Raw genomic sequence first — 13,550 nt, forward strand, 5'->3', positions numbered from 1 at the left:
GGAGGTATTCCATGGAAAATTACGGCGATCTGATTCAAAAACAAAGAAGCTTCTTCAACACTGGTAAAACAAAGGATGTCTCATTCAGACTGGAAGCCCTCAGCAAGCTGCGTACAGTCATAAAACAGCATGAGCAGGAATTAATGGATGCGTTAAAGGCTGATCTCAATAAAAGTGAATTCGATGCCTATTTAACCGAAATCGGAATTCTGCTTGAAGAGATCCGCTTTACCATGAAGCACCTGAAAAAATGGGCGAAGCCAAGAAAGGTGAAGTCGTCGCTTGCACAGATCGGTTCAAAAAGCTATATCTATCCGGAGGCATACGGTGTTGCGCTTATCATAGCGCCCTGGAATTATCCTTTCCAGCTGGCGATTGCACCACTGATTGGAGCGATCGCTGCAGGAAACTGCGCGATTCTGAAGCCATCAGAATTAACACCTCAAACTTCCGCATTGCTGTCAAAGTTGATCAGCAGCCATTTTCCTCAAGAGTATATAACAGTTGTTGAAGGCGACGCAGAAACAAGCACAGCGCTTTTAAATGAAAAGCTGGACTATATTTTCTTCACAGGCAGTGTCCCTGTTGGAAAAATCATTATGGAAGCCGCTTCGAAAAATCTTACACCGGTAACGCTGGAACTTGGCGGTAAGAGTCCGTGCATCGTACATGAAGATGCCAACCTGAAGCTTGCTGCGAAGAGAATAGCATGGGGAAAGTACATTAATGCCGGCCAGACATGTGTTGCTCCTGATTATCTTTATGTTCACAGCAGAGTAAAAGAGGAATTTCTTAAAGAATTAAAGCAGGCCATACAGGAGCTTTATGGAGAAAATCCGATTGCATCCGGCCATTTCACCCGGATCGTCAGTGAAAAACATTTCAGCCGTCTCACTAAATTTTTAACCAATGGCACTACTATTCACGGAGGCAGGCATGATTTAAGCTCATTAAGCATCGAACCGACTGTTCTCGGCAATATAACCTGGAATGATGAGGTTATGCAGGATGAAATATTCGGGCCGATTCTCCCCGTGCTCGAATATGAAGACTTGTCCAAAATGATTGGAGAAGTTACAGCACGACCGAAACCTTTGGCCCTATATATCTTTACAGAAAGTGAAGGTATCCAAAGCCAGATTCTAAGCAGCATTTCCTTTGGTGGGGGATGCATCAATGATACCGTTTATCATTTGAGTTCACCATATCTGCCTTTCGGCGGCGTGGGGGAGAGCGGGATTGGCGCTTATCACGGAAAGGGCAGCTTTGATGTCTTTTCCCATGAAAAAAGCATACTGAAGCAAACCACCAGATTTGATCTGCCATTCCGGTATCCGACTACAAAGGATGCTTTAAAAAAGGTGAAGTTTTTTATAAAATAACCCTCTCATTTACAGAGCAGTTCTAAGCATTGTTTTTCGGAGGCTTGAGTTCCTTATTTAAATTCTGTATGGCGGCATCGGTTTTTTTTGAAAGGTTTTTGGTGTATGGGGAAAGAGAGAAGGTGGGGAAGTTTACATTTTTCACTTTCTTGGTCAGTTTTTTCAATGAAATCAGCCCTTTTTAACTTTAGTATATGTCCCAGCAGCACGAACATGAATATGGCGCGGAAGAAAATTCCTTCCACGCCATATAGTATGCTCAAGTCTTCGTTTTGGTATAAACGCTTATTAATCTTTTATTCTCTTTTAATATTCTTTCGGTGTGAGGGTCTTAAACAATTCAGCCCATCCATAAAAATGGATGCCGACTCCTTCGTTCAGTTAAACATCCGTCCCTTTACTTCTTTTCGCCCCTCTCCTAACAGAAAATTCGCTTCTTCCATTCAAAATTTTATAGGCCATGGGACAGCCATTCCAGATTTTAATTCATATACTATCCAGAGAAAATATAAAGAAGGGGGAACATTGGACCGTGAAGTGGATAATAAATGCTGAAAAATGGCTGTCGCATAAAGATTTAGACAGCGAATTACAAAAAACCCTCCAGGATATGGACCGGAAGACAATGGAAGATTGCTTCTATAAAGATTTAGAATTCGGTACGGGGGGCATCCGCGGCGAGCTGGGACCGGGCACCAACAGAATGAATATTTACACTGTCCGCAAAGCAGCAAAGGGACTTGCCGATTACATCTCCCAGCATGGAGAGGCAGCAAAAAAACGGGGCATAGCCATCGCCTATGATTGCCGCCGAAAATCGAAGGAGTTTGCCCTTGAGGTTGCAAAAACAGTTGGTTTTCAAGGGATAAAAGTATATTTGTTTCAAGAACTTAGACCGACCCCTGAATTATCTTTCGCTGTCCGCTATTTAAACGCATTTGCAGGAGTTGTCATTACTGCAAGTCATAATCCGCCAGAATATAACGGTTTTAAAGTTTATGGTGAAGATGGCGGACAAATCACTCCATTTGCAGCAGCACAAATAACGGATTTCATCAATAATATTGAGGACGGACTCTATATAAAGGTGATGGAAGAAAAAGATCTTCAAAGCAGTAATCTGTTAACTTTTATAGGCGAAGATATAGATCATGCTTATCTTGAAAAACTTAAAACAATCCATCTGAACAGTGAAATGGAAAATAGGGCAGTCAAGAACCTTAAGATCGTGTTCTCACCACTGCATGGTACAGCAAAAAAGCTAGTTTGCAAAGGGCTGCAAGCTTTTGGGTTTAGGAATGTTACCCTAGTAAAAGAGCAGGAAATGCCAGATTCCGAATTTAGTACCGTAGCATCCCCAAATCCCGAAGAGCATGCAGCTTTCGAGATGGCCATCCGGTACGGCATACAATTGGATGCAGATATTTTAATGGCCACAGATCCTGATGCAGACAGGCTGGGTGTTGCCGCTAAAAATGAACAGGGGAATTATGAAATTTTAACAGGCAATCAGCTCGGCGCTATAATGCTCCATTATTTATTAAGTCAAAAACAGAAGCAAGGTTCTCTTCCAGCTAATGGGGCTGTTATAAAAACAATCGTTACATCGGAAATTGGCAGAGCTATTGCAGATGGTTTCGGCATCACAACAATTGATACACTGACTGGCTTTAAATACATTGGTGAAAGAATCAAGGAATTTGAAAGAAACGAAGACTATCTATTTCAATTTGGATACGAAGAAAGCTATGGTTATTTAATTGGTGACTTTGTCCGTGACAAGGATGCTGTACAGGCAGCCGTGTTTGCTGCGGAAGCAGCGGCTTATTATAAGTCAATTGGCAAAACCTTGTATGAAGCTTTAACGGATATATATAAACAATATGGTTTCTACCGGGAGTCCCTAAAGTCTCTTACCTTTAAGGGAAAGGAAGGCACTGAGAAAATTGCGGATATTCTTAATTTCTTCAGAACAAACCCGCCGGAAAAAATAGAGAAAGTGAGCGTTACTTATATAGAAGACTACCAATCCAGTACACGCGTAAATTTATTAACCGGCAAGGAAGAGGGATTAGTTCTTCCAAAATCGAATGTTCTTAAATTTTTCCTCTCCGATAATTCCTGGTTCACAATCCGTCCTTCAGGAACGGAACCGAAAATAAAGTTTTATTTCTCTGTTAAAGGCTCATCAATGACTAGCAGTGAACAAACAATAAATCAGCTTGAAATGGGAGTAATGGATCTGGTAAGGACCATAATCAAAGATTAAGAGAGGTGAATGTGAAATGGATTTAGAAGAAATCATTAAAAAAGGCAATTTCGATCTTCACGTGCATACAACTGCATCTGACGGGGTCCTTTCACCAGCAGAAATAGTGATGATGGCTGCATCCAAGGGGATTACCACTATTGCTGTCACTGATCATGATACCTTGCATGGAATTCAAGAAGCCACAGATGCGGGCCTAAGGTATGGAGTAAAAGTTATTCCGGGGATCGAGTTAAGCACGAAATATAAAGGGAGAAATATAGATATATTAGGTTACGGGATTAATTGGTCAGAACCCTTGCTGAATACACTTCAAAAAATTCAGGATCACCGCAAAAACCGTGCGCAAATCATTATTGAGAGGTTCTGCGAGTTAGGAATGACGATTACAGATAAGGATGTTCAAAAGTATAGCAAGGGAGACGTGATTGCACGTCCCCATATTGCTGCAGCAGTAGTAGAAAAAGGGTACGCAGGGAATGTTCAGGAGGTTTTTGACCGTTATTTGGCTGATGGCAAACCATGTGCTGTTGACAAAATGGTATTATCGCCGGAAGAAGGGATTTTGCTGATCCACCAGGCTGGCGGAATGGCTGTAATCGCTCATCCGGTCCTTGTCGGTGATGACACCATTGTTGAGGAGCTTTTAAAGCTCCCAGTCGACGGTATTGAAGTATGGCACCGGAAACAAACTCTCAAAGACTCTGCCCGCTATAAAGCATTAGCAGGTAAATATTGTAAGAAAATAACAGGAGGATCTGATTATCATAATGAGGAGCATTCCCTTGGAGAGTTTGGGTTTCAAGCATAAAAAAGGAGCTGTTCCATTTCGAACAGCTCCTTTATTGTTTCAATCCTTTAATAAGAATTTCAGCCACTTCCGGACGGGTAAATTGCGGAGGAGGAGTGTTTCCATTTCTCAGCATTTCCCTGACTTTTGTACCCGAAAGATGCAAATGATCTTGCTTTGAATGTGGACAAGTCTTGCTTGAAGCCATATTCCCGCACCGTTTGCAATAAAAGCTGTGTTCAAAAGGCAAAATGGCAATTCCCATTTCTTCGGCACTAAAATGGGCAAAGATCTTTTGTGCGTCATAAGTGCCATAGTAATCACCTACTCCTGCATGGTCACGCCCAACAATGAAATGAGTACATCCATAATTTTTACGGACAAGAGCATGGAAAATGGCTTCCTTGGGACCTGCATATCTCATGGCAGCCGGGAAAACAGCTAAAAATACTCTGTCTTGAGGATAATAGTTATTTAACAGGGCTTCATAGCTTTCCATTCTAATATTCGCAGGGATATCATCAGACTTTGTTTCTCCTACTAATGGATTCAGGAACAATCCATCGACTGTTTCCAGTGCTGTTTTTTGTATATATTCGTGTGCCCGGTGAACAGGATTTCTTGTTTGGAAGCCAACCACCGTTTTCCAATTATTTTTCTCAAATTGCTTTCTTGTTTCAAGCGGGGTTTTATAATAATGTGCAAATTCGGTGCTTTTCGGTGGAACTTTCGTCAGGATAATTGGTCCTGCTAAATTTACTATTGGGCGGTTTAATAATTTATTTACTCCTGGATGTTTCCTGTCGATCGTTTGATAAACATGACTTGCTTCAAGCAGCTTATCTGGCTCATATTTTTCGTGAAGCTCTAATATTCCATAAACAACATCATTATGTTTCAGTTTTACTTTTTCTCCAATTTTCAGCCTATCGGCCGTTTTTTTCTCAACAGGAAGGGTGATCGGAATGCTCCAGATCAATCCATTTGATAACCGCATATCTTTGATGACAGATTCATAATCTTCTTTTCCCAGAAAGCCGGTCAGTGGACTATAGGCTCCATTGGCAATTAGTTCAAGATCGGAAAGAGCCATGGCATCAATTCCAATTTCCTGTATAACTTCTGATGCTTCATACTTTAAATCCATTCGATTTATTAATGCTCCCCCGTGTGGAAGGCTAAGTGTCATCAGATCTCACCTCCATTAGGCTGTATTGGAAGAACCATATTTTTATAAAGATAGGAAAGAAGGATGTTCACAGCTTCTTTAACGTTTACCTTGCTTGAATCAATTATAATTTCTGGAGAAGTTGGCTCTTCATAAGGCTGATCAATACCGGTAAATTGTTTAATTTCACCTGTTCTTGCTCTCTTGTATAATCCTTTAGGGTCACGGCTTTCACATTCATCAATCGGACATTTAACAAATACTTCTATAAACTCTTCGTCTCCTGCTATCTCCCTGGCCATTTTACGATCCTGCTCAAAAGGAGAAATAAGAGCAGCAAGAACCACAATTCCAGCATCCACAAAAAGCTTTCCAGCTTCTGCTGTTCTCCTGATGTTTTCTTTACGGTCACTTTCCGAGAAAGTAAGATTTTTGTTTATTCCATGACGCAGATTATCACCATCAAGTAAATAAACGCTTATGCCTTTTTTATAAAGTTCATACTGCAAAGCATTTGCAATTGTTGACTTCCCTGACCCCGACAGCCCGGTAAACCAAATCATTACACTTTTATGGCCATGTAATTTCTGTCTGTCTTCTTTTGTAATGACAGATTGATGCCAGGTAATGTTTTTACTTGCATCAAAATTTTTCAAAATGAACATTCTCCTTTCACTCAAGGGCTGCTTAAGAAACCTCACATAGACTGTGTTTTAAAGAATGGGTTCTAGCAGGCAAAAGGCGAAAACTATAGTTGTTCATAAAAGCAGATAGCCCGCTAACTTAATTCACATTATATGAATATGTAAAACTAACAAGCCTGTACATAATAAACGCCCCTTTAATGGGAATTATCTGCATTATTCTTAACAAAATTAAGAGAATAATAGGTTTTTAAAAGCTGGACAATAACACAAATTCGTAAAAATAGTCATCCCTCCATGCATAACAAGTCCATTTACATAAAATAGAGTATGTGTATCAGTAATGGGACGATTGCGGAGGTGAATTGCATTGAAAGTAGTAATTATGGCAGGAGGACAGGGAACACGTTTTTGGCCATGGAGTGTAAAGGATAAACCTAAACAATTTTTACCGTTAATGTCTAAAGAATCAATGCTCCAGCAAACATATAGCCGATTTCTTAAGTATCTTCCTGCTGAAAAAATTTTTATAGTAACAACCGAAGAGTATCTGCATTTAGTAAAGGACCAAATTCCTTTAATAAACAGCGAACAGATCATAATAGAACCTGCTACAAGAGATACAGGGCCGTGTATGGCTTTGGCAGCATTGCATTTTTTGAAGAATAACGATAATGAAGCTTTCGCAGCAGTACCTGCCGACCATTTTATTCCTGAAGACAGTCAATTCCCTGAAATCTTTTCCTTAGCAGAAAATATTGCAGCTAACAGCCATGCAATAGTGACCTTAGGTATAACACCAACTCGGCCTGAAACAGGGTATGGATATATCCAAGTAGAGGAAGAAGTTAATGAAAAGAAGGTATTAAAAGTTGAAAGATTTATAGAGAAACCAGATTTAAGAACGGCAAAAGATTTATTTAAGAAAAAAAATATATTTTGGAACAGCGGTATATTTATTTGGAAACCAGAAACGATTGAATATTATATGAAAAAATTCCAGCCTGGTATTTGGGGAAAACTGACCAAATCCGGTGAAAACTTAAAAACCGTATATTCGGAAGTTCCAAAAATATCAATAGATTATGCCATTTTAGAGAAAGCCGATAATATCTTTACCCTCCCAGTGAATATGGAATGGGATGATGTAGGTAATTGGAGTGCATGGGAACGGCTAAAAAGACCAAAAGATAACGAAAATTTAGTTCAGGGCGATATTCATCTTTTGTCTGCAAATAATTGTGTAATTAACTCTTTTGATCGTAAAGCAATAGTTATTGGTGTCGAGGATCTAATCATTGCTTCAACAGAAGATGGTTTGTTGGTATGTCATAAATCTCATGAAGATAAAGTCAAACAAGTGCTAAAAGAAATTCAAGCTAGACATGATAAATGACTTTTAATTGAAACACGTATTTTACATTTGAGGAAAGAGTGGAGGTACAGTAATGCACAAGAAAGAAAAAATAGTTGTTTTAGTCCACATTCTTAAAACTGGAGGTTCCACTTTAAGATCAATTATTAAGAAACAGTACCAGCCTGAAGAAATAGCCATTTTAGATTTCTTAGATAAACCAGCAATCAAGTCAGAGTTTGAACGGAGATTAAATCATCATAATATAAAATGTGTTTTGGGACACTTCGATTTTGGAATTCATCGGTTCAGCGAAAAGCAATGTTCCTATATTACACTATTACGAGATCCTGTAGAAAGAGTAATTTCTGATTATTATTTTATAAGAAGGTCAAAGGAACATCCTTTGTATTCAAAGGTAATAAAGATGAATATAGAACAATTTGTTAATTGTGAAGAAATTCAGTGGCAAATTTCAAATCTGCAAACTCGAGTAATTTCCGGATCGACTTCTCGAGATTTGATGCTGGCACAAAAAAATTTAAAGGAGCATTTCTCAATTGCTGGAATCACAGAAATGTTCAATGAATCTCTGTTTTTAATGAGTAAACAGTTCAATTGGAATATTCAAGATTTCAAAAGAATTAACGTAACAGAAAATAGACCTAAACGGGAGAACATCTCTGCCCATATAATCAAACAGATTGAAGATAAGAACAAATTTGACATTGAATTATATAATTTTGCTAAAAGATCATTAAATGAAAAGATTGAACAATTAGGCCCTCTCGAAAAAAAAGAATTGGAAAAGTTTTTGATAAGATGTCAAACAAGGGGATGATAAGATGAACATTGCCTTTGATAGATCCTATACTTTAAAAAATTCGAAATACAGAGGAATTGGAAGATACTGTGACAATTTAATAAGTACTATTGTTAAAAATTATCCAGGACATTTTTATTTTGATTTTTTTCCACACCAGAATGATAGCGAAGAGAATTTAAAGGCGGAAGTAAGGGAATTTATAAAAACAAATAAGATTGATATATTCCTTTTAACTAGTCCATTTGAGTTTTTTAACATTGATATGTTAGATAAAACATTGTATGGAAATACAAAGGCAGCTGTAATATTATATGATTTAATTCCATTAATTTATCCAAACGCCTATTTGAACTCCCCACATTTGAAAGAAAGATATTTGAGAATTCTAGACTTTATAAAATCTTGTGATATCATCTTTGCCATCTCAGAACATACAAAAAAAGATGCGGTTCGTTTGGCAAATATTAATCCAGATAAAATTAAAGTTATATACGGAGGGGTAGATCGACAGTTTAGAGTTGTGCCTAAAATAAATAAGCAGGGAATAATGAAAAAATATAAGATTACAAAACCATATGTTCTATGTACTGGCGGTATAGACTTCAGGAAAAATTTGAATCTCCTAATTAACTCCTTTGCCACTGTAAATCGTAAATTAGCATGGGGGTATCAACTTGTCATTGTATGTGCTGCTAATGAACAAGAAAAACAGCAACTTTACAATTATGCCGCAAGTAAGGGAATTAATAATAATGACATTATTCTAACTGGTTACATTCCTAATATGGATTTAGTATTATTATATAATTTAGCTGAAGCATTTGCATTTCCATCATTATATGAAGGCTTAGGTTTTCCAGTATTAGAAGCAATGGCTTGTGGATTACCGGTTTTAACCTCAAATAATTCTTCCTTGGATGAGATCGCCTCTGATGCAGCATATAAAGTGGACCCTAATAACGCAGTCAAAATCTCAAATGGGTTAATGGAGCTTTTAATAAATAAAAAATTACAAAATAAGTTACGAAGAAAAGGTATAATCCACTCCTCCCGATTCAACTGGAACAAAACTTCTAACCTAGTAATGCAGAGTTTAATGAGTTTCCCGTTAAAAAATAATACAGAAGAAAAGTTCCTTCCAAATATAGTTTCTGCAGAAAATGACAAATCAAGGAAAAAAGTTGCTGTCTTTTCACCTCTGCCTCCTTTAGAATCTGGTATATCCATTTATTTTAAAAATATATTGGATGAGCTGTCAAAACATTATGATATATCTATATTTATCGATGAAGGGTATATACCCGAAAAGAATATCTCTCACAATAAAAATATTAATATCTATAATCACAGCACATTCGAGGAAAAGAAAAACGAATATTCCCATATTATTTATCAAATGGGAAATAGTTTATATCATGCTTATATGCTACCTTATATGCAAAAGTATAAAGGGGTAATAATTTTACATGACTTGAATTTACATGGCCTAACAAATGCTATTACTTTAGCTAAAGGGGACAAGAAGGGTTATCTAAGAATCTTAATGGACGATTATAAAAGAAATGAGGCCTTTAGAATTATCAGAAAGGTTACGAGTGGTTCAAAAGATGGAAGGTTCGAGAAAATAATTGTTAATAAACACTTTATTAACAATTCAAAACTAATAATTGTTCATAATGAGCATTCTAAAAGAATTCTATCTAAAAAGGGCATCAATAATGTTGAAGTGCTTAATCTGCCGACACATTTACCATCTTTAATTGAGAAAAGTAATATGGAAGATAAGTTGGTATTATCGTGTTTTAGTCATGTGAGTTCAAATCGAAATATTGAGATAATAATAAAAAGTGCGAGAAGGTTATTTGAACGAGGGTTTAGAAAATTTCATTTAAATATAATCGGTAAATATGACCCGCAATATTTAATAAAATTAAAAGAAATGGTTAGTCAATTTAATTTGAATGACCATGTAACTTTTACGGGTTATGTTAACGATAAAATATACAGTGAATATTTAGCAAATACCGATATAGGGATTAATATTAGGTTCCCTACAAATGGAGAAACCTCCTTAACTTTACTAGAATTATTATCATATGGAAAACCAGTAATAGTAACTAATATTGATAGCTTTTCTGAATTTCCTAATGACGTATTAATAAAAATACCAGTTAAAGAGGGAATAGAGGATGTTTTATTTAATAATCTTTTATCCCTATATAATAATAAACAGAAAAGATTAAGCCTTGGAGAAAACGCTAGAAATTATATAGCAAACTATCATTCTGTCTCTGCGTATGTAAATCAAATTAAAAAATTGTTGGATTAAAAAATTTAAACCATAGGAGTATCTGTCATGAATCCTAAAGAACTAAGAAAATATTGGAGAGAAAAGCTGGAAGTACCACCCGGATTATCAGAATTAGATATTATTAATTTCTGGAAAAATGAAGATAAACCTTATTCCAAAAGAGTAGAAGCTGTAAAAGAATATGGAAGGATATTCAATAAAAATATCTTGGTTGAAACCGGAACCTTCCATGGCGATATGATTGTTGCTGTGGAAAATTGTTTTGATAAGATAATTTCTATTGAATTAGATTTAAAGTTATATGAAGAAGCAAAACAAAAATTTTTTCATGAACCTAATGTAGAAATCCTGCATGGTGATAGTGGGAAAATCTTAACGGACGTCCTTAATGATATACATGAACCCTGCTTATTTTGGTTGGACGGACACTACATTCCTAACACAAATTATACTGCAAGGGGGGAGCTGGATACACCTATCATGCAGGAGCTGGAGCAAATATTTAATCATTATTGCAAGGAACATGTAATTTTAATTGATGATGCCCGCTGTTTTATAGGACCTAATCCTGTTCTTAATGGCTATCCGACAATCAAAGAATTAAAAGAGTTTGTTTACAAAAAAAATCCAGAATTGACTTTCGAAGTTTTAGATGACATTATTCGTATTTTCAAAAAAAAAGTTAGTAAAAATGATATATAAACGCATATTCGGCTAATAAAATGACCCCGGTATTGTACCGGGGTCATTTTGTTTATCCCAATTAATAACTTCCAATTCATGTTTATCCCTTTTAAAATCTGATTTTAAATCCAAACCCAATAGGCAATAAAAACAGATAGAATCATGCATATCAAACTCAAAGGGAGTCCTGCTTTAAAGAAGTCTGAAAATCTATAGCCTCCTGGACCATATACCAGCAAATTGGTTTGGTAGCCTATTGGAGTCAGAAAACTGCATGAAGCGGATATGGCTGTAAGCATTGCAAGCATCTTTGGATCTAAACCGGACTGAAGTGCAACGGTGTAGCCAATAGGAAACATAATGGCAGCTGTAGCAAGATTATTTAGGAGTTCAGTCATAATTAAGGTAACAAGATAGAATAAAAATAGAATTCCTATTATGCCTGTAAACGACTGAAACATTGTTAAAAAAGAAGCTATAAATTTTGCCAGACCAGTAGATTCAATTGTGTTCCCAATTCCAATAGAGCTCCCCATAATAATGATGACACTCCAGTTAATGGATTTTTTTGCTTCATTAACCGTAATAATTTTTGTTAGGATCACGGTCAGCGCTGAAATTAATGCCAGGCTGAATATGGACATCAGCTGAAATGCCGAAGAAAAAATGATTCCTATAAGAATCAAAATGACCACAACTTTTTCCTTTTTTGTATTACTATGTTTATTTTCTATAGGGGAGATAAAATAGAAATCTTCAGCATTCGTCCATGTTCTTAAAAAATCGTGATTGGCCAGCAATAAAAGAATATCTCCCTTTTTTAAAACAAAACTTCCAATACCTGAAGTGGTAAATTTCCCATTTCTTTTAATGGCTACAATGGCTGCATTATACCTTGACCGAAATTTGCTTTCTTTAACTTTTATATTTAATAAAGGAGATTTATCTGAAATACCTACTTCTAAAAAGGTAGCTGGGAGGTTACTATGATTTTTCCATCTGTCCCCCGAAATGTGTCTTAATCCAATAATATTGCTGACCTTTAATAATCCTTCAGGGTTTCCTGAGAAAACAAGAATATCCCCTTCCTGAATCGTTTCATCATTTGGTGCAGGAATAATAGATTTCCCGCTCCGGATTATTTCAATTAAAAATAATTGTTCCAGATTGCGCAGCATGGCATCAATTATGTTTTTTCCAATTAATGTGGAATTTTCTTCGACACTAAATTTGTGGATAACGGGCAGCTTTCCATCTTGGAATAACTCACTATTATGTGCTCTTTCAGGCAAAAGCCGATGACCTATTGCTGTAAAATATATAATTCCCGCAACCGTAAGAGGTATGCCAATATAGGCAAAATCAAACATATTAAACCCGCTTAGGCCTTTTTCGGTTAATAATCCCTGAACAACTAGATTTGTTGATGTTCCTATAAGAGTAATAGTTCCTCCCAAAATAGCAGCATAGGATAAGGGAATAAGCAGTTTAGAAGGTTTTACCCCATTTGCAATTGCCCATTTCTGAAGGACGGGGATTAACATCGTTACAATTGGAGTGTTATTCATAAACGCAGATATGGCAGTTGTTGGCACCATCAAGCGAAACAATATATACTGTATTGATTTGCTTTTGCTTAATATTTTTTGAATTATTGAGTGCAATATTCCGCTCTTGGATACTGCTGCTCCTACAATAAAAAGAAACGCAACAGTATGGACTGCCGGGTTTGCAAAACCTTTTAATGCTTCAGATGGAGTTGTAACTCCCGCAAATATAAGAACAGCCAGTGTAAGAAAAACCATAAACTCTGCTGCAAACCATTCCTTAATAAGGCCCAAGAACATGATAGAAAGAATGATGCATAGAATAATTGCATCGATATTCATATGATATCTCTCCTGACAATTCCAAATAAGTAATCATATTATACCTATGTGATAATTTCATTTTTGCGTAGTTATTCGCCTCGTTTTTCAAAGAATTCACATTCTCGGAGAAAATTTTAGCGTCTTGCCAAATATTTTGGACAGGAATTAATGGAGTTGCCTATAACAAAAAGGACATAAATACATAAAGTAACTTAGACAGGTAGGTCCTTTAGAAAAACTAACTTTTTGAA

At 36.5% G+C, this 13,550-nt stretch carries 10 protein-coding genes; 7 read left to right on the forward strand and 3 right to left on the reverse strand.

The window, feature by feature from the left end:
- Positions 1-11: 11 nt before the first annotated feature.
- From LLY41_RS11885 to LLY41_RS11895, 3 genes are all read left to right on the forward strand, one after another.
- Positions 12-1,382: an aldehyde dehydrogenase gene (locus LLY41_RS11885; RefSeq protein ID WP_304585457.1), complete on the forward strand. Its 1,371-nt coding sequence runs from the start codon at positions 12-14 to the stop codon at positions 1,380-1,382.
- A gap of 532 nt (positions 1,383-1,914) precedes the next feature.
- Positions 1,915-3,651: a phospho-sugar mutase gene (locus LLY41_RS11890; protein ID WP_304585458.1), complete on the forward strand. Its 1,737-nt coding sequence runs from the start codon at positions 1,915-1,917 to the stop codon at positions 3,649-3,651.
- 16 nt (positions 3,652-3,667) lie between these two features.
- A complete protein-coding gene (locus tag LLY41_RS11895; protein ID WP_304585459.1) occupies positions 3,668-4,462 on the forward strand; it encodes a PHP domain-containing protein in 795 nt (264 codons plus the stop codon).
- 31 nt (positions 4,463-4,493) lie between these two features.
- Here LLY41_RS11895 and sat read toward each other — a convergent pair whose 3' ends face one another.
- Both sat and cysC read right to left on the reverse strand, forming a co-directional pair.
- Positions 4,494-5,630 (reverse strand): sulfate adenylyltransferase, encoded by a 1,137-nt coding sequence (sat, locus tag LLY41_RS11900; protein ID WP_304585460.1) that lies wholly within the window; start codon positions 5,628-5,630, stop codon positions 4,494-4,496.
- Positions 5,630-6,274 (reverse strand): adenylyl-sulfate kinase, encoded by a 645-nt coding sequence (cysC, locus tag LLY41_RS11905; protein WP_095242953.1) that lies wholly within the window; start codon positions 6,272-6,274, stop codon positions 5,630-5,632. Before cysC ends, sat begins: the two co-directional genes overlap by 1 nt.
- Before the next feature lie 349 nt (positions 6,275-6,623).
- Here cysC and LLY41_RS11910 point away from each other — a divergent pair, with 349 nt between their 5' ends.
- The 4 genes from LLY41_RS11910 to LLY41_RS11925 are packed head-to-tail and all read left to right on the forward strand — an operon-like array spanning position 6,624 to position 11,446.
- Positions 6,624-7,649: a mannose-1-phosphate guanylyltransferase gene (locus tag LLY41_RS11910; protein ID WP_304585461.1), complete on the forward strand. Its 1,026-nt coding sequence runs from the start codon at positions 6,624-6,626 to the stop codon at positions 7,647-7,649.
- Between the two features lie 52 nt (positions 7,650-7,701).
- The gene (locus LLY41_RS11915) at positions 7,702-8,448 is read left to right on the forward strand and encodes a sulfotransferase family 2 domain-containing protein (RefSeq protein WP_095242951.1); all 747 of its coding nucleotides are present in this window, start codon (positions 7,702-7,704) and stop codon (positions 8,446-8,448) included.
- 4 nt (positions 8,449-8,452) lie between these two features.
- Entirely contained in the window at positions 8,453-10,762 is a 2,310-nt protein-coding gene (locus LLY41_RS11920; protein ID WP_304585462.1) for a glycosyltransferase, read from the forward strand.
- Between the two features lie 27 nt (positions 10,763-10,789).
- On the forward strand, positions 10,790-11,446 hold the full coding sequence (locus tag LLY41_RS11925; RefSeq protein WP_304585463.1) for a class I SAM-dependent methyltransferase: 657 nt from the start codon (positions 10,790-10,792) through the stop codon (positions 11,444-11,446).
- A 104-nt stretch (positions 11,447-11,550) separates the two neighbouring features.
- Here LLY41_RS11925 and LLY41_RS11930 read toward each other — a convergent pair whose 3' ends face one another.
- On the reverse strand, positions 11,551-13,317 hold the full coding sequence (locus LLY41_RS11930) for an SLC13 family permease (RefSeq protein WP_304585464.1): 1,767 nt from the start codon (positions 13,315-13,317) through the stop codon (positions 11,551-11,553).
- Positions 13,318-13,550: the final 233 nt, after the last annotated feature.

The sequence above is a fragment of the Cytobacillus firmus genome, assembly GCF_023612095.1.
GTDB lineage: Bacteria > Bacillota > Bacilli > Bacillales > Cytobacillaceae > Cytobacillus.